Source organism: Mesorhizobium sp. P171375, assembly GCF_057786075.1.
This window is the reverse complement of sequence record NZ_JBYNWF010000001.1, coordinates 5,786,167-5,803,216: the sequence shown is the minus strand read 5'-3', so window position 1 is coordinate 5,803,216 and position 17,050 is coordinate 5,786,167. Positions and strand designations below refer to the sequence as shown.

At 64.0% G+C, this 17,050-nt stretch carries 12 protein-coding genes; 9 read left to right on the top strand and 3 right to left on the bottom strand.

Annotated elements, in window-relative coordinates; all coding sequences use genetic code 11:
- Positions 1-261 precede the first annotated feature (261 nt).
- The 8 genes from ACYHH6_RS28255 (at position 262) to ACYHH6_RS28220 (ending at position 10,980) form a co-directional block, all read left to right on the top strand.
- On the top strand, positions 262-864 hold the full coding sequence (locus tag ACYHH6_RS28255; RefSeq protein ID WP_352583550.1) for an ANTAR domain-containing response regulator: 603 nt from the start codon (positions 262-264) through the stop codon (positions 862-864).
- Positions 865-866: 2 nt separating this feature from the next.
- Positions 867-2,105, top strand: a complete 1,239-nt coding sequence (locus tag ACYHH6_RS28250) for a CmpA/NrtA family ABC transporter substrate-binding protein (RefSeq protein WP_352584312.1) — start codon at positions 867-869, stop codon at positions 2,103-2,105.
- A gap of 335 nt (positions 2,106-2,440) precedes the next feature.
- Positions 2,441-3,769: a CmpA/NrtA family ABC transporter substrate-binding protein gene (locus ACYHH6_RS28245; protein WP_435053220.1), complete on the top strand. Its 1,329-nt coding sequence runs from the start codon at positions 2,441-2,443 to the stop codon at positions 3,767-3,769.
- Between the two features lie 37 nt (positions 3,770-3,806).
- Positions 3,807-4,697, top strand: coding sequence for a nitrate ABC transporter permease (gene ntrB, locus ACYHH6_RS28240; RefSeq protein ID WP_352583552.1), 891 nt, complete (start codon positions 3,807-3,809; stop codon positions 4,695-4,697).
- 10 nt (positions 4,698-4,707) lie between these two features.
- The gene (locus ACYHH6_RS28235) at positions 4,708-5,505 is read left to right on the top strand and encodes an ABC transporter ATP-binding protein (RefSeq protein ID WP_112562110.1); all 798 of its coding nucleotides are present in this window, start codon (positions 4,708-4,710) and stop codon (positions 5,503-5,505) included.
- A gap of 4 nt (positions 5,506-5,509) precedes the next feature.
- Entirely contained in the window at positions 5,510-7,960 is a 2,451-nt protein-coding gene (nirB, locus tag ACYHH6_RS28230; RefSeq protein WP_352583554.1) for a nitrite reductase large subunit NirB, read from the top strand.
- A 5-nt stretch (positions 7,961-7,965) separates the two neighbouring features.
- Complete coding sequence (nirD, locus tag ACYHH6_RS28225; protein WP_192260117.1) at positions 7,966-8,295, top strand: nitrite reductase small subunit NirD; 330 nt, start codon at positions 7,966-7,968, stop codon at positions 8,293-8,295.
- Between the two features lie 3 nt (positions 8,296-8,298).
- Complete coding sequence (locus ACYHH6_RS28220; RefSeq protein WP_352583556.1) at positions 8,299-10,980, top strand: nitrate reductase; 2,682 nt, start codon at positions 8,299-8,301, stop codon at positions 10,978-10,980.
- Positions 10,981-11,297: 317 nt separating this feature from the next.
- Here the strand turns inward: ACYHH6_RS28220 and ACYHH6_RS28215 are convergent, their stop codons facing one another.
- Complete coding sequence (locus ACYHH6_RS28215; protein ID WP_352583558.1) at positions 11,298-12,167, bottom strand: LysR family transcriptional regulator; 870 nt, start codon at positions 12,165-12,167, stop codon at positions 11,298-11,300.
- A gap of 232 nt (positions 12,168-12,399) precedes the next feature.
- Here ACYHH6_RS28215 and ACYHH6_RS28210 point away from each other — a divergent pair, with 232 nt between their 5' ends.
- On the top strand, positions 12,400-12,642 hold the full coding sequence (locus ACYHH6_RS28210; RefSeq protein WP_352583560.1) for a DUF1127 domain-containing protein: 243 nt from the start codon (positions 12,400-12,402) through the stop codon (positions 12,640-12,642).
- Between the two features lie 32 nt (positions 12,643-12,674).
- Here the strand turns inward: ACYHH6_RS28210 and ACYHH6_RS28205 are convergent, their stop codons facing one another.
- Both ACYHH6_RS28205 and ACYHH6_RS28200 read right to left on the bottom strand, forming a co-directional pair.
- Positions 12,675-15,878, bottom strand: coding sequence for an efflux RND transporter permease subunit (locus tag ACYHH6_RS28205; protein WP_352583561.1), 3,204 nt, complete (start codon positions 15,876-15,878; stop codon positions 12,675-12,677).
- Positions 15,875-16,981 (bottom strand): efflux RND transporter periplasmic adaptor subunit, encoded by a 1,107-nt coding sequence (locus tag ACYHH6_RS28200; RefSeq protein ID WP_352584315.1) that lies wholly within the window; start codon positions 16,979-16,981, stop codon positions 15,875-15,877. The genes ACYHH6_RS28205 and ACYHH6_RS28200 overlap by 4 nt, the downstream gene beginning before the upstream one ends.
- Between the last annotated feature and the right edge of the window lie 69 nt (positions 16,982-17,050).

The window sequence follows — 17,050 nt, the reverse complement described above, 5'->3', positions numbered from 1 at the left end:
CGTCAACGCACTTCGCGAAGGCAAGAGGGGCCGGGGCCCCGACCGAGGTAGGTTGAACTTCTGATTACCTTCGTTGCGAAGCCGGAAAGTATCTGGCCCGCAATTTTCCCGGCCATTTTGAAAAGTTTCAAACTTGTCAGTGCCCTTCCACAGATAAATGGGATCGATCGTATAGCGGCAAGCTCGACGCACCAGGGAATCGGCCTGTGACCGTCGACGATCCCGCATTGCACAATTCTTTCGCTTGGTCACAATACAGGCATGGTCCGCTCTCCACTCGCCGTCCTGGTGATCGACGAAAACCGCATACGTGCCTCGATCATCGAGGCAGGCTTGCGCGAGGCCGGGCATGAGCGGGTCACTATCATTCATGACGTGATCGGCATCGCACGCCGCATTGCCGAGATCGAGCCGGACGTCATCGTCATCGACCTCGAAAATCCGAATCGCGATATGCTGGAAAGCATGTTCCAGCTGTCGCGCGCGGTGAAGCGGCCGATCGCCATGTTCGTTGACCGCTCGGACCAGGCCTCGATCGAGGCAGCAGTCGATGCCGGCGTCTCGGCCTATGTCGTCGACGGTCTCAGGCAGGAGCGCGTCAAGCCGATCCTCGACATGGCAGTCAGCCGCTTCAACGCCTTCTCGCGCATGGCGCGCGAACTGGAAGAGGTTCGCGGTGAGCTCGAGAACCGCAAGGTGATCGATCGCGCCAAAGGCATATTGATGAAGTCGCGCGGCCTGACGGAAGAGGCCGCGTACACGCTGCTGCGCAAGACGGCGATGAACCAGAACCGCAAGATTAGCGACATCGCCCATAGTCTGGTGACCGCTGCCGGACTGCTCGGGCCGTCGGAGGACGAATGAGCATGGACGCCGAGCACCAGATCACCGCCGGCTTTATGCCGCTGTTCGACAGTGCCGTGCTGGTTGCGGCCGGCGAGCTTGGCTTCGCTACACGCGAAGGCATCGATCTCACGCTGCACCGCGAGACCTCCTGGGCCAACATCCGTGACCGCATCGCCATCGGCCACTTCCATCTCGCGCATATGCTGGGACCGATGCCGCTCGCCTGCAATCTTGGGTTGACGCCGCTCGCCTCGGAAACCATCGTGCCGTTCTCGCTCGGCCTCGGCGGCAATTGCGTCACCATCTCCAACACTGTGTGGGCCGGGATGGCGGCGCTTGGCGCAAAGGCCGACCTCGACCCAGCGCGCGCCGGTGCCGCACTTAGCGCGCTCATCCGCGAGCGCGCTGCCGCCGGCCACGACCCGCTGCGCTTTGCCGTGGTGCACCCGCATTCCGGGCACAATTACGAACTGCGCTACTGGCTCGCCGCCTGCGGCATCGAACCAGGGCGCGAAATCGAGATCGTCATCGTGCCGCCGCCCTTCATGGCCGATGCGCTGGCCGCCGGGCGGATCGACGGCTACTGCGTCGGCGAGCCTTGGAACAGCGCTGCGGTTGCCGCCGGCACCGGCCATATCGTCACCGTCAAGGCGTTGTTGTGGCGCAACAGTCCGGAGAAGGTGATCGGCGCGCGCAAGGCTTGGGCAGAGCAGTCCCCCGAGGCGCTGGCGGCGCTGTTGCGCGCACTGCATCATTCGGCGCGCTGGTGCCAGGATCCGGCGAACCACGCCGAATTGGCTGATGTGATGGCTCAAGCTGGCTTCCTCGGCCTGCCACCAACTGTCCAGATGCCGATCCTGACCGGCCATCTCCAACTGGGCGGCGGCGCCGAACTGGATGTCGACGACTTCTTCGTGCCTTTCGACAAGGCGGCGAACTTTCCGTGGAAGAGCCATGCGCTGTGGTTCTACACGCAGATGGTGCGCTGGGGCGACGTCGCGCACACGCCGGAAAATCTCGCCATCGCCAGGGATTGCTACCGGCCCGACCTCTACCGCGCGGCGCTGAAGCCGCTCGGTGTGGCGCTGCCCGGCGCCAACGCCAAGGTCGAGGGCGCGCTGAAGGCTGCGACCCCTGTCGGTTCGGCGGGTGCCAGCCTTGTGCTCGGCCCGGACGGCTTCTTCGACGGCCAGATCTTCGATCCCGACGAGATCGACGCCTATATAGCCAGTCAGAAATCAGGCCTGCACCCCGCCTGATCAATTCTGCGCCATTCTTGTGCATTGCACAAAAATTGTGCGTGCAAGTGCTCTAATGAACAATCTTTGGCCTCCCAGCCTATGCGCCGGCGCAATGGGAATTGCTTCGGATTGCTGATTTCATTGATGTTTTTCCTTCAATCCAAAACTGGCACGGTTCCTGCTTTGTAATGATCAGGCCCTTCGCGGGTCACGGAACAGGCGTCCAATGGCGGGCGCCACAGGCAAAGCTGCCGCTCAGGTCAAGACGCGATCCCGGATGTACGGACGTGCGAGGCCTGGACGGTGGCTTTTTTGTTTTGGGCCAACGCCCTCGCGTTCAACCGGAGACGACGATGAAGAAGACGATGAAGCAATGGATCGGGACAGGCACGTCGCTCAAGGATGTGACGCGTCGCGATTTTCTTGTCAGCAGTGCCATGACCGCCGGTCTGTTCATAGCGGCTCGCAAGCTCTTCCCCTCGGGCGCCTATGCCGCCACGACTGCTCCGGAAGTCACCGGCGCCAAGCTCGGCTTCATCGCGCTGACCGATGCGGCACCGCTAATGATCGCCAAGGAGAAGGGGCTGTTCGCCAAACACGGAATGCCCGATGTCGAGGTGCTGAAGCAGGCCTCCTGGGGCGCGACGCGTGACAATCTGATGCTCGGCGGCGAAGCCAACGGCATCGACGGAGCCCACATCCTGACGCCGCTGCCTTACCTTATGCACACCGGCAAGGTGACGCAGAACAACCAGCCGATGCCGATGGCGATCGTGGCGCGGCTCAACTACGACTGTCAGGGCATTTCGGTGGCGCAGGAATATGCCGCCACGGGCGTCGGCCTCGATGCCTCCAAGCTGAAGGATGCCTTTGCCGCCAAGAAGGCAGCCGGCAAGGAGATCAAGGCCGCCATGACTTTCCCGGGCGGCACCCATGACCTCTGGCTGCGCTATTGGCTCGCCGCCGGCGGCATCGATCCCGACAAGGATGTTTCGACCATCGTGGTGCCGCCGCCGCAGATGGTCGCCAACATGAAGGTCGGCAACATGGACGTCTTCTGCGTCGGCGAGCCGTGGAACGAGCAACTCGTCCATCAGGGTGTCGGCTTTACCGCTGCCACGACAGGCGAGTTGTGGAAGGGCCATCCCGAAAAGGCGCTCGGCCTGCGCGCCGAATTCATCGACAAATACCCGAACGCCACCAAGGCGATCCTGATGGCCGTCATGGAAGCGCAGCAATGGTGCGAGGCCATGGAGAACAAGGACGAGATGGCCGCCATCATCGGCAAGCGGCAATGGATGAACGTCCCTGTCGCCGACATCATCGGCCGCCTCAAGGGCGACATCAATTACGGCAATGGCCGCGTCGCCTCCGGCACCGATCTCTACATGAAATTCTGGAACGGCGGCGTCTCCTATCCCTTCAAGAGCCACGACAGCTGGTTCCTCGCAGAAAACATCCGTTGGGGAAAATTCGCGCCGACCACCGACATCAAGGCACTCGTCGATCAGGTCAACCGCGAGGACCTGTGGCGCGAGGCGGCCAAGGATCTCGGCGTTGCCGCGGCCGACATCCCGGCGTCTTCATCGCGCGGCGTCGAGACCTTCTTCGACGGCAAGGTCTTCGATCCCGCCAACCCGTCCGCCTATCTCGACAGCCTGAAGATCAAGGCATCCGCCTAATCGTCGGCGCCAGTGGCCCAAGGAGTTTTTCCCAGACATGTCGATTCAGACTATCGAGGACACAACGGTGAAGGCGTTCCCCGCGAAGCCGGCGGAGGTCATCGCCTTCACCGCCAAGGCGCGGCGCCGCTTTGATCCGATCGTGATCGCCGGCAAACTGGCCAGTGCGCTGGTGCCGCCAGCGATCGTCATCGCCCTGATGCTGGTCGTGTGGCAGATCGCCTGCTCGTCGCCCACCGCCAGCCTGCCGCCGCCGAGCCAGGTCTGGAACGAGGCCTATGACCTGATCGCCCATCCGTTCTTCAACAATGGTCCGCAAGATATCGGGCTGGCGTGGCGGGTGCTGATTTCGCTGCAGCGCGTCGCCATCGGCTTTGGCCTGGCGGCGGTCGTCGGCGTCGCGCTCGGCGCGCTGGTCGGCCAGTCGATCTGGGCAATGCGCGGCCTCGATCCGGTGTTCCAGATCCTGCGCACCGTGCCGCCGCTGGCCTGGTTGCCGCTGTCGCTGGCAGCGTTCCGCGATTCCAGCCCGTCGGCGATCTTCGTCATCTTCATCACCTCGATCTGGCCGATCATCATCAACACCGCCGTCGGCGTGCGCAACATCCCCGAGGACTACCGCAACGTCTCGCGCATTCTGCGGCTCAACCAGTTCGAATTCTTCGTCAAGATCATGGTGCCGGCCGCGGCCCCCTACATCTTCACCGGTCTCAGGATCGGCATCGGCCTGTCCTGGCTCGCCATCGTCGCCGCCGAAATGCTGACCGGCGGCGTCGGCATCGGCTTCTTCATCTGGGATGCCTGGAACTCGTCGCGGCTGCCCGACATCATCGTCGCGCTCGCCTATATCGGCGTCACCGGCTTCTGCCTCGACCGTCTGGTCGCGGCGGTCGGTGCCTTCGTCACCCGCGGCACAACGGCAAAGTGAGGAGAGGGTGATGAAAGCCTATCTGAAACTCGATCATATCGACAAATCCTTTGCCCGCGGCAATCAGGTCAGCGAGGTGCTGAAGGACATCAGGCTGACCATCGACAAGGGCGAGTTCGTCTCGATCATCGGTCATTCCGGCTGCGGCAAGTCGACCTTGCTCAACCTGATCGCCGGGCTGACCAAGGTTTCCGCCGGCGCCGTGCTGCTCGAAGACAAGGAAGTCGACAGCCCCGGACCCGAACGCGCCGTGGTGTTCCAGAACCATTCGCTGCTGCCGTGGCTCACCGTCTACGAAAACATCAACCTGGCGGTATCGAAAGTCCTTGGACGTTCGAAGAGCAGGGCCGAGAGGCATGACTGGATCATGCGCAATCTCGATCTCGTCCAGATGGCGCATGCCAAGGACAAGCGGCCAGCCGAAATATCGGGCGGCATGAAGCAGCGCGTCGGCATCGCCAGGGCTCTGGCCATGGAACCGAAGATCCTGCTCCTCGACGAGCCGTTCGGCGCGCTTGACGCGCTGACGCGCGCCCATCTGCAGGATGCGGTGATGGACATCCATTCCAGGCTCGGCTCGACGACGATCATGATCACCCACGATGTCGACGAGGCAGTGCTGTTGTCCGATCGTATCGTCATGATGACCAACGGCCCGGCGGCGACCATCGGCGAGGTGCTTGCGGTGCCGCTGGCGCGTCCGCGCCGGCGCATAGAACTCTCTTCGGACCGCACCTTCCTGCGCTGCCGCGAGGCGGTGCTGAAGTTCCTCTACGAACGCCACCGCTTTGTCGAAGCCGCGGAGTAACGCCATGAGCGAAAAACTCGTCATCATCGGCAATGGCATGGCCCCCGGGCGCATGCTTGAGCATCTGCTTGAGCAAGCTCCCGGTCGCTACACCGTCACCATCTTCAACGCCGAGCCGCGCGTGAACTACGACCGCATCATGCTGTCGCCGGTTCTGTCGGGCGAAAAGGCCTATGAGGAAATCATCATCCACGGCGACGGCTGGTACATCGCCAACAACATCACCCTCTACAAGGGTCACAAGATCATCGCGATCGACCGGACGGCGAAGACCGTCACGTCCGATCATGGCGTCACCGAGCCTTACGACAAGCTCGTCATCGCCACCGGCTCGGTGCCGTTCATCATTCCGGTACCCGGTCATGATCTGCCGGGCGTGCTAACCTATCGCGACCTCGACGACGTGCAGGCGATGATGCTTGCCGCGCAGTCGCGCGCCAAGGCCGTGGTCATCGGCGGCGGCCTGCTCGGGCTTGAGGCGGCAGCAGGTTTGAACGCCCAAGGCATGGACGTCACAGTGCTGCATGTCATGCCGACGCTGATGGAGCGCCAGCTCGATCCCGCCGCGGGCTATCTCCTGCAGCGCGCCGTCGAACAGCGCGGCATCAAGGTCATCACCAAGGCCAACACAAAGGCGATCACAGGCAACGGCAAGGTCGCGCTGGTCGAACTTGCCGACGGCACCGTCATTCCGGCGACGCTGGTGGTGATGGCCGTCGGTATCAGGCCGAACTCGGCGTTGGCCAAAGAAGCTGGCATCGCCGTCAACCGCGGCATCGTCGTTGATGCCGGCATGCGCAGCAACGATCCCGATATCTACGCACTCGGCGAATGCGCCGAGGTCAACGGACAGGTCTATGGCCTGGTGGCGCCGCTCTACGAGATGGCGCGCGTTGCGGCACGCCAGCTTGCCGGCGACGAGGCAGCCGCTTTCGTCCATATGGACACCCCGACCAAGCTCAAGGTCACCGGCATCGACCTGTTCTCGCTCGGCGACTTCGCCGAGGGCGAGGACCGCCAGGAGATCGTGCTGCGCGATGCCGCGGCCGGCGTCTACAAGCGCCTGGTGCTGAAGGACGATCGCATCATCGGCACCGTGCTCTATGGCGAGACGGCGGATGGGGCCTGGTTCAACGATCTCAAGAAGAAGCAGACCGACATATCGGAGATGCGCGACACACTGATCTTCGGCCAGTCGTACCAGGGGGGTGCCCCGCTGGACCCTATGGCGGCCGTTGCAGCCTTGCCGGATGATGCGGAAATCTGCGGCTGCAACGGCGTTTGCAAGGGCAAGATCACAGGCGCGATCACGGCCAAGGGCCTGACCTCGCTCGACGACGTGCGCGCCCACACCAAGGCGTCGGCCTCTTGCGGCTCTTGCACCGGGCTGGTCGAGAAGCTGATGGTGCTGACCATCGGCGACAAGTACAACCCGGCAGCAGTACAGCCTATGTGCGGCTGCACCACGCTCGGCCATGACGAGGTGCGCCGGCTGATCATCGCCAAGAGCCTGAAGACCATTCCGGCCGTCATGCAGGAGCTGGAATGGACAACTTCTTGCGGCTGCGCCAAATGCCGGCCGGCGCTCAACTACTACCTCGTCTGCGACTGGCCGGACGACTATGCCGACGACTACCAGTCGCGTTTCATCAACGAGCGCGTTCACGCCAACATCCAGAAGGACGGCACCTATTCGGTGGTGCCGCGCATGTGGGGCGGCGTGACGAACGCCGCGGAACTCCGCGCCATCGCCGATGTCGTCGACAAGTTCGAGATCCCCATGGTCAAGGTCACCGGCGGCCAGCGCATCGATATGCTCGGTATCCGCAAGGAAGACCTGCCGGCGGTGTGGGCCGATCTCGGCCAGGCCGGCTTTGTCTCCGGCCATGCCTACGCCAAGGGGTTGCGCACGGTGAAGACCTGCGTCGGTTCGGACTGGTGCCGTTTCGGCACGCAGGATTCGACGGGCCTCGGCATCCGCATCGAAAAGTTCATGTGGGGCTCGTGGACCCCTGCCAAGGTCAAGATGGCGGTGTCGGGCTGCCCGAGGAACTGCGCCGAGGCAACCTGCAAGGATGTTGGCGTGATCTGCGTCGATAGTGGCTACGAGATCCATTTCGCCGGTGCCGCCGGCCTCGACATCAAGGGCACCGAGGTGCTCGGCCTTGTGAAGACAGAAGACGAGGCGCTCGAACATATCGTGGCGCTGACGCAGATGTATCGCGAGCAGGGCCGCTATCTCGAACGCATCTACAAATGGGCCAAGCGCATCGGCATCCCGGAGATCAAGCGCCAGATCATGGACAACGGCGACAAGCGCAAGGCCTACTACGACCGCTTCGTCTTCAGCCAGAAATTCGCCCAGGTCGACCCGTGGTCGGAGCGCGTCTCCGGCAAGGACAAGCACGAGTTCAGGCCGATGGCTTCGGTCGGGTTTGCGCAGGCGGCGGAGTGAGCATGATGAATTGGATCGCCATTGGCTCGCTCTCGGACATTCCGCGCCGTGGGGCGCGCTGCGTCGCCACGCCGGAAGGCAAGGTTGCGGTCTTCCGCACCCAGGACGATCAGGTCTATGCAATCGACGACCACTGCCCGCACAGAGGCGGACCGCTGAGCCAAGGCATTGTCCATGGCACCGCGGTGACCTGTCCCTTGCACAATTGGGTGATCTCGCTGGAGACGGGCAAGGCGCTGGGCGCCGATGAGGGTGTGGTGCGCACCATTCCGGTGCGCATCGAGGGCGAGCACCTGTTCATTGCGCTGGAAGCGCTGGCCAGCCGCGCGGCCTGAATCATGGAAATCGACGCAGCGCGCGAGGTGAGGACCACCTGCCCCTATTGTGGGGTGGGTTGCGGCGTGCTGGCGAAGGTCGCCGCGGACGGGCAAGTGTCGGTCCGCGGCGATCCCGACCACCCTGCCAATTTCGGCCGGCTTTGCTCCAAGGGCTCGGCCCTGGCCGAAACCGTCGACCTCGACGGCAGGCTGCTCCACCCCGAAATCGACGGGCGCCGCGCCGGCTGGGACGAAGCGCTCGACCGCGTCGCCACGACCTTTGCGCGGACCATCGCTGAGCACGGTCCGGACTCGGTCGCCTTTTATGTTTCCGGACAGTTGCTGACCGAAGATTACTATGTCGCCAACAAGCTGATGAAAGGTTTTATCGGCTCGGCCAACATCGACACTAATTCCCGCCTCTGCATGGCCTCATCGGTGGCCGGCCACCGACGCGCCTTCGGCTCCGACACCGTGCCGGGCACCTATGAGGATCTCGAGCTCGCCGACCTGATCGTGCTGGTCGGCTCCAACCTCGCCTGGTGCCATCCCGTTCTCTACCAGCGCATCGCAGCAGTGCGGGAAAAGCGGCCCGACATGAAGGTCGTGCTGGTCGACCCGCGGCGTACCATGACTGCCGACATCGCCGACATGCATCTGGCGATCGCGCCGGATGGCGACGTTGCTTTGTTCACGGGGCTGCTCGCTTATCTCGGCCAGCACAACGCGCTCGACCGCGCTTACATCACGGCGCACACGACCGGTTTCGGGCAAGCGCTTTTCGCCGCCTCGACGCTCGACCTTGCCGGTGTCGCAGCCGCAACCGACCTCAGCGAGGATGAGCTCACCCGGTTCTACAGCCTGTTCGTGGCCACAGCGAAGACCGTCACCATCTACAGCCAGGGCGTGAATCAGTCTTCGTCGGGCACCGACAAGGTCAATGCCATCATCAACTGTCATCTCGCCACTGGCCGGATCGGCAAACCCGGGGCAGGGCCGTTTTCGGTGACCGGCCAGCCAAACGCCATGGGTGGCCGCGAGGTCGGCGGCATGGCCAATATGTTGGCCGCCCATATGGAGATCGAAAACCCTGAGCATCGCGACCGCCTGCAGCGCTTCTGGAACGCACCGGCCGTTGCGCAAAAGCCCGGCCTGAAGGCGGTGGAGATGTTTCAGGCGCTCGCCGACGGACGTATCAAGGCGCTGTGGATCATGGCTACCAACCCGGTCGATTCCATGCCGGATGCCGACGCCGTTGAAGCAGCAATCAAGGCCTGCCCCTTCGTCGTGGTGTCGGACGTGTTGGCCAAGACCGACACGGTCCGCCACGCCCAAGTCAGGTTGCCCGCCGCCGCATGGGGCGAGAAGGACGGCACCGTCACCAATTCAGAGCGCCGGATCTCGCGCCAGCGCTCCTTTCTGCCAGCACCCGGCGAGGCGCGACCCGACTGGTGGATTGTCGCCGAGGTTGGCAAGCGGATGGGTTTTGGCGAAGCATTTTCCTATTCGTCGCCGGCGAAAATCTTCGCCGAACACGCCGCGCTGTCGGGCTTCGAGAATGACGGCGCGCGCGATTTCGATATCGGTGCCTATTCAGGTGTCGATGAAGAAGACTATCACGCGCTGGCGCCTTTCCAGTGGCCAGCGTCGAGCTCCCAGAAGACCGCACCTGGCCCCTCCATCACCCGTTTCTTCGCTGACGGCAATTTCTACACAGCCGACCGCAAGGCGCGGTTCGTCGCCATTCGGGCCGCCACGGGAAGCCGCACCAATCCGGACTATCCGCTCATCCTCAACACCGGCCGGGTCCGCGACCACTGGCACACCATGACGCGGACCGGCAAAAGCCCCCGTCTGTCCCAGCACATCGCGGAGCCCTTCGTCGAGATTCACCCGGCGGATGCACAGCGCTACGGCATCGGCGACGCCGACATCGTGCGTATCTCCAGCCCGCGCGGCGAGGTGCTCGTGCGCGCAATGATCACGTCCCGCCAGCGCCGTGGCAGTCTGTTTGCACCGATGCATTGGACCGACCAGTTCGCCGCCAAGGGCCGGCTCGACGCGTTGACCGCGTCGCTCACCGACCCCGTTTCCGGTCAGCCCGCCTTGAAACACGTCGCGGTTCGGCTTGAGAAATTCGCCGCAAAAGCTTTTGGCTTCGCCGTGACGCGGCGACGTCCCGAGGCGATCGACGCCGACTACTGGGCAGCAGCCCGCTGCAGGGGTGGCTGGCGCATCGAACTCGCTTTCGCCGAGGCGGAGATCGACTGGACAGGCTTTGCCCAGTCCCTGTTCGGCGCGCCGCCGGAAACCGAAATGCTCGCCTATCACGACCGCGACGCGGGCCAGCACCGTATCGCCGCCTTCGATGACAAGCACCTCGCCGGGGCCTTGTTCGTTGCGTCCGGCCCGGTCGCGGTATCACGCGGCTGGGCAGCGCAACAGCTCGAGGAGGTGCACGCCAGCCAGCGCGAACGCTTCCGCATCGTCGCCGGCCGCGCTGGAGCCGAACGGCCAGATGCCGGTGCGATCGTCTGTTCCTGTTTCGGCGTCGGGGTCAACCAGATCGTGGCGGCAGTGACGGCCGGCTGCGCGACCGTCGATGCCATCGGCGGCGCCCTGAAGGCCGGCACCAATTGCGGCTCCTGCCGGGCCGAGATCAGGGCGATCATCCAGGTCAATCGGTTTCAGGCCGCGGAGTAAATGCGGCCGGCTCTTCGATGTGGCGCTCGTTCCAGATCGCCTATCCGAGCCGACACGGGAGAGACGCCACCGGTCGCGGCGGCGCCTATCTATGGACAGCTCGCAACGGAACAGCGACATTGGCGGCTCACAGCAGGCGCATGGCAGCGGTTTCGGATTTCGAGCAGGAACTTTTCTGTCGGAGCCGGCGGTCAGACGCTAACGCTCCACCGCGCTTGGCCGTAACTGTGTCGACAACCGCCTCTTTGTCCCCGCCTTCAGTGGCGGCCAGGAACGAGCGCCAGCATGCGCTCGGCTGGCGGGCGATCGACTGAGGCTTACCGGATAGGCGTCTCGCCGCGAAACAGCGGCTGGTGCGCCCGCATCAAGGCCGCGATCCGGTCGGCGACTTTTCGTACCGGCGGGGAGTGACGTTCCTCGTGATGGGTGACGATCCATTGGTCGGTTTCGAGTTCTGGAATGGGCTGAGCGACGCGAACCAGCCGCGGGTCGCTGTCACCGACGAAGCATGGGAAGATCGAAAGGCCGGCGCCGGCGGCCACCAGTTCACGCACCGAATGGGCGTTGTTGCCCCGCACCGCGATGCGGTCGCCGTGATGAGCTTGCAGCCAGCGCGCCGAGGCAATGTTTGCGCCTTCGCCAGTGACGCCGACGAACAACCCGGCGGCGATGCCGTTGATCAGGTGGCGTCCGGAATAAATGGCATGTGCAACCTTGCCGCTCTGACGGCCGGCCAGCCACTGTTCGGTCGGGCGCTCGCCGCGAATGCCGATGTCGGCGGCACGGCGGCCGATGTCGACCCGGTCGGTAGTGGTGATCAGTTCTACCCTTATGCCGTCATCGACCGTCCAGATTTCGCCGATATGGGCGGAAACGAAGGCCGAGGTCCATGGCCCGGCCGAGACGCGGACAATGCGGTCGGGCAGGCTGCCCTCGCGCCAGCGGGTCAGCGACTGCATTGCGGCCTCGACATCTTCGGCGCGCCGCAGCAGTTCGTCACCGACCTGCGTCAGCCGGTAGCCTGTCTGCTGACGCACGAACAGCGGTTCGCCGATCTGCTTTTCAAGCGCGGTGACGCGTCGGCCAAGGGTGGCCGCGCTTAGGCGCGTGGTTCCCGTCGCAGCGCTCAAGCCACCCAGCCGCGCAACGTTGAGAAACAACCTCAGATCGTCCCAGTCGATATCCATATTGCAGAAATGAAAAAATCGTTGCGACCGTGGCTGTAGCGCGAAGCGGGCACCACGCGCAAGTATGCGAGCCTTGGAAATGTTGGACAAATCCCGCCTTGCGGGGCGGCGACAAGCGCCTCGGCAGGCTAGGAAGCCGGCGCAATCCCTTCGATCGAGTACACTTTGAACCGATGCTTTGCGCTTTCGATTAATTCAGGCGCGGGCGTTCCGCCCGCCAAAGGAGACGATTATGTTCTATGAACTTCGACAGCGTTTCGCGCGCTGGCTTGCCTATCGCCAGACGCTTGCGAGCTTGAGGCGAGTCCCGGACCGCACACTGGCGGATGCCGGCATTTCTCGCGAAGACATCCGCGAGCGTGCCAGTTATGCCGCCGCCCGGCATCGTCTCGCCGAGCAGGGTCTCCACCGCACCTCGACGCCGAGATCACTCAGATCGTTGCCGTTGCCGCGTCGCGCCGATTTTCTGGAGTGATAAGCCGCGCCCGACGCGGCGAATTCGTAACCCTATTCGGCCGCCGTCTCCGATGGCGCCTCTGCCGGCGCCGAAGGCTCGGCCTCGGCATGCGGCTTGCGCCGTGAAAACAGCGACTTGAGCGCGACGTAGAACACCGGCGTCAGGAACAGGCCGACGAAGGTGACGCCGAGCATACCGGAGAACACCGCGGTGCCGAGCGACTGGCGCATTTCCGCGCCCGGGCCCGTTGCGATCATTAGCGGCACCACGCCGAGGATGAACGCGAAGGCGGTCATCAGGATCGGCCGCAGCCTGAGCCGGCAGGCTTCGACGGCAGCCTCGGCGACCGACAGGCCGCGTTCTTGCGCCTGCCGCGCGAATTCGACGATCAGGATCGCGTTCTTGGCGGCAAGCCCGATCAGCACGATGAGGCCGATCTGCACGAGGATGTTGTTGTCCAGCCCTCGGAAAGACACGCCGAGCAATGCCGCGAGCACGCCGAGCGGCACCACCAGCACAATGGCGAAGGGCAGCACCCAGCTTTCATATTGCGCCGCCAGCGCCAGGAACACGAACAGCACCGACAGTCCGAAGATATAGACAGCGGCATTGCCGGTGTTGCGCTCCTGATAGGCGAGCTCGGTCCATTCATAGGAGGTACCGGCCGGCAGCGTCTGTGCCGTGATCGCTTCCATCTTGGCCAGCGCATCGCCGGTGGAAACGCCGGGCGCGGCGTTGCCCTGCAGCGGCACCGAGACATACATGTTGTAGCGCTGGACCAGCGCCGGGCCGGTGACGTCGCGGATCTCGATCAACGTGCCGAGCGGAACCAGCGCGCCGGTCGCCGAGCGCACCTTCAGTTTCAAAATGTCGGCGCGATCGAGGCGGAACGCCTGGTCGGCCTGCGCCCGCACCTGGTACACGCGCCCGAAAGCGTTGAAGTCGTTGACGTAGGCGGTGCCCAAATTGATCGACAGCGTCTCGAAGATGTTGGGGATCGGCACGTTCAGGATGCGCGCCTTGTCGCGATCGATCGCCAGGAAGAATTGCGGGCTCGATGCGGAGAAGGTGGTGAACACGCCCGTCAGTCCCGGCGTCTTGTTGGCCTTGCCGGCGATTTCGTAGGCAAGCGCCAGGATCTGCCGCATGTCGGCGCTGTTGCGCTCCTGGATCTGTAGCTTGAAGCCGCCGGCATTGCCGACGCCGCGGATCGGCGGCGGCGGCAGTGCGATAATGAAGGCCTCCTTGATGCTTTGCAGGCTGCCGAACAGATTGCCGATGACCTGGGTCGCGGACTGGCCGGCTTTCAGTCGCTCGTCAAACGGCTTGAACCTGGCGAAGATCACGCCCGCGTTGCTGGCGTTGGTGAAGGTCGCGCCGGAGAAGCCGGCGAAGGCGACTGCGTAGTCGACGCCTGGGGTTTTCTGGATGATCTGCGACGCCTGCTGGATGACAGCATCGGTCCTCGACAGTGAGGCGCCGTCCGGCAACTGGACGACGACGATCGCGTAGCCCTGGTCGAGCGACGGAATGAAACCGCGCGGCACCGTCTGCGCCATATAGACCGTGGCGTAGATGAGGGCCGCAAAAACGGCCAGCATGGCGCCGATCGCTATCCGCGAGCCGACGAGCACGCGGATGATGCTCGAATACCAATGGGCGAGCCTGTCGAAGCCGCGATTGAAGCCGTCGGCGAGCGCCTGTCCGAACCGCGCCAGGAAAAAGCGTGGCGGCGCCGCAGCAGTGTGGTGCGGCTTGAACAGCAGTGCGGCCAGCCCCGGCGAAAGCGTCAGCGAATTGAATGCCGAGATCGCCGTCGACACCGCGATGGTGATCGCAAACTGCAGGTAGAACTGCCCGGAAATGCCAGGGATGAAGGCTGTCGGTACGAACACGGCTATCAGCACCAGCGAGATCGCGATGACCGCCGTTCCGACTTCGTCCATGGTCAGGTGCGACGCCGGATTGGGCGCCAGCCCTCTGGCGATATTGCGCTCGACGTTTTCGACCACGACGATCGCATCGTCGACGACGATGCCGATCGCCAGAACGAGGCCGAACAGCGTCAGCATGTTGAGCGAGAAGCCGGCGGCGTAAAGCACCGCCAGCGTGCCGATCAGCGACACGGGGATCGCCACGATCGGCACGATCGCCATGCGCCACGATTGCAGGAAGACGATGATGACGATGATGACCAGCACCATCGCCTCCAGGATCGTCTTGTAGACCTCCTGGATCGACTCGGCGACGAACTCGGTCGGATTGTAGACGATGTCGTAGCTCAACCCCTTCGGGAAGTCGCGGGAAAGCTCCTTCATCTTGTCCTGGATCTCCGCGGCCGCGGCGAGCGCATTGGTGCCCGGCCGCTGGAAGATGGCGAGCGCCACCGCCGGTTTGCCGTTGAGATAGGAGTTGGTGACGTAATCCTTGGCGCCGAGCTCGATGCGCGCCACGTCCTGCAGCTGGATCAGGCGGCCGTCTTCGGTCGATTTGACGATCACGTATCGGAAGTCGCGCGCGTCGTTGAAGCGGCCTTGCGTGGTGACCGTGTACTGGAACGCCGTGCCCATGTTGGTCGGCGGCGCGCCGATCGAGCCACCCGACACCTGGACGTTCTGGTCGCGCAGCGCCTGCACCACATCGCCCGAGGTCATCCCCAGGGCCGACAGTTTTTCCGGATCGAGCCAGATGCGCAGCGAATATTCGCGTTCGCCGAAGATGATGAGGTCGCCGACGCCGTCCAACCTGAGCAGTATGTCACGCACCCGCGAGCGGGCGTAGTTCGAGACGTAGAGCTGGTCGTAGGTATTGTCGGGCGACAGCATGTGCACGACCATCATCAGGTCGGGCGAGCTCTTGGTGGTGGTGATGCCGAGGCGGCGGACTTCTTCGGGCAGGCGCGGCTCGGCGACCGACACGCGGTTCTGCACCAGCACCTGCGCCTGGTCGAGATCGGTGCCCAGCTTGAAGGTGATGGTCAGCGCCATCGCCCCGTCGCCCGACGAATAGGACGACATGTAGAGCATTCCCTCGACGCCGTTGATCTCCTGTTCGATCGGCGTTGCCACCGTCGCTGCGACCGTCTCGGCGTCGGCGCCCGGATACTGCGCGCGAACGACGATGGTCGGCGGCGCGATCTCGGGATATTGCGCGACCGGCAGCTGGGTATAAGCAATCCCGCCAAGGATCAGCAGGACGATCGAAACGACCGATGCGAAGATCGGACGGTCGACGAAGAAATGTGCGAACCTCATTGCTGCAACCCGGCGGTCTCGACCTTGGGCGGCAACGTCACCATCTCGACCTTCACCTTGGTGCCGGGCCTGGCGTGCATCACCCCGTTGACGATGATCGTCTCGTTGCCGGTCAGGCCCTGGCGGATCACCCGATATCCGTCGAGAAGCGGGCCGGTGCGCACGGGCTTCGCCGATACCATCCCGGCCTCATCCACCAGGAACACGATGCGGCGATCCTGATCGGCGCCGATCGCCTCGTCGGGCACCAGCACGCCGCTATGCGGCAGCGACCCCGGCACGTTGATGCGCCCGAACATGCCTGGCTGGAGAACGCCGTCGGCGTTGGGAAACGTTGCACGCACCCGCATGGTGCCGGTCGCGTTGTCGATCCGGTTCTCGGCAAAATCGAGCTTGCCCTTGAAGACCGCCTCCGCGCGGTCGGCGACGCGAACCACCACCTCGAGCCCGCCGGCGCCTTCCTGCATCGAGCCGCCGCGCTCTTTCGCGTCGCGGGCGTAGCTGAAATACAGGCGCTCATCGACGTCGAAATAGAAATCGATCGGATCGCGCGTAACGATGGTCGTCAGCAAGGTGGAATCCGGCTGCACGAGGTTGCCGACCGACACCAGCCGGCGGTCGATGCGGCCGGACAAGGGCGCCTTGATCTCGGTGAATTCCAGATTCAGGCTGGCAGACCTCAGCGCAGCCGTTGCGCCCTGCATCTGCGCCTGTGCCGAAAGGTATTCCCGCCGGCGGTCGTCGACCGTCGCGGTTGAGATGTTGCCGGTCTTGGCGAGTTCGTCGGCGCGATCCAGCTGCATCTTGGAGAATTCGAGCAGGGACTTGGCGACGTCCACTTGCGATTTGGCGGCATCATAAGCCGCCTGGTACGGACGCTGGTCGATGGTGAAGAGCAGGTCGCCCTTGTTGACCAGTGCGCCATCCTGGAAGCTGACCTTGTCCAGATAGCCGCTGACGCGCGAACGGATGGCGACCTGGTCAACGGCTTCGAAGCGCCCGACGAACTCGTCGTCTTCGACGATGTCACGGACCACCGGCTTGGCCGCCGTCACCACGGGTAGCTGCTGGTCCTGCGCAAACGCAGTGCTGCTGAAAGCCATGCCGAGCAGGAATGCCGCCGACAGGGCGGCGCGGGCAAGCCAGCCGGCCGATCGACGGGGTCGCCCGCC

What these genes read in the sequence shown, in the direction of transcription:
- ACYHH6_RS28255 (WP_352583550.1), top strand. Translation starts at nt 262, where the DNA reads ATGGTCCGCTCTCCACTCGCCGTCCTGGTGATCGACGAAAACCGCATA.
- ACYHH6_RS28250 (WP_352584312.1), top strand. Translation starts at nt 867, where the DNA reads ATGGACGCCGAGCACCAGATCACCGCCGGCTTTATGCCGCTGTTCGAC.
- ACYHH6_RS28245 (WP_435053220.1), top strand. Translation starts at nt 2,441, where the DNA reads ATGAAGAAGACGATGAAGCAATGGATCGGGACAGGCACGTCGCTCAAG.
- ntrB (WP_352583552.1), top strand. Translation starts at nt 3,807, where the DNA reads ATGTCGATTCAGACTATCGAGGACACAACGGTGAAGGCGTTCCCCGCG.
- ACYHH6_RS28235 (WP_112562110.1), top strand. Translation starts at nt 4,708, where the DNA reads ATGAAAGCCTATCTGAAACTCGATCATATCGACAAATCCTTTGCCCGC.
- nirB (WP_352583554.1), top strand. Translation starts at nt 5,510, where the DNA reads ATGAGCGAAAAACTCGTCATCATCGGCAATGGCATGGCCCCCGGGCGC.
- nirD (WP_192260117.1), top strand. Translation starts at nt 7,966, where the DNA reads ATGAATTGGATCGCCATTGGCTCGCTCTCGGACATTCCGCGCCGTGGG.
- ACYHH6_RS28220 (WP_352583556.1), top strand. Translation starts at nt 8,299, where the DNA reads ATGGAAATCGACGCAGCGCGCGAGGTGAGGACCACCTGCCCCTATTGT.
- ACYHH6_RS28215 (WP_352583558.1), bottom strand. Translation starts at nt 12,167, where the DNA reads ATGGATATCGACTGGGACGATCTGAGGTTGTTTCTCAACGTTGCGCGG.
- ACYHH6_RS28210 (WP_352583560.1), top strand. Translation starts at nt 12,400, where the DNA reads ATGTTCTATGAACTTCGACAGCGTTTCGCGCGCTGGCTTGCCTATCGC.
- ACYHH6_RS28205 (WP_352583561.1), bottom strand. Translation starts at nt 15,878, where the DNA reads ATGAGGTTCGCACATTTCTTCGTCGACCGTCCGATCTTCGCATCGGTC.
- ACYHH6_RS28200 (WP_352584315.1), bottom strand. Translation starts at nt 16,981, where the DNA reads ATGGCTTTCAGCAGCACTGCGTTTGCGCAGGACCAGCAGCTACCCGTG.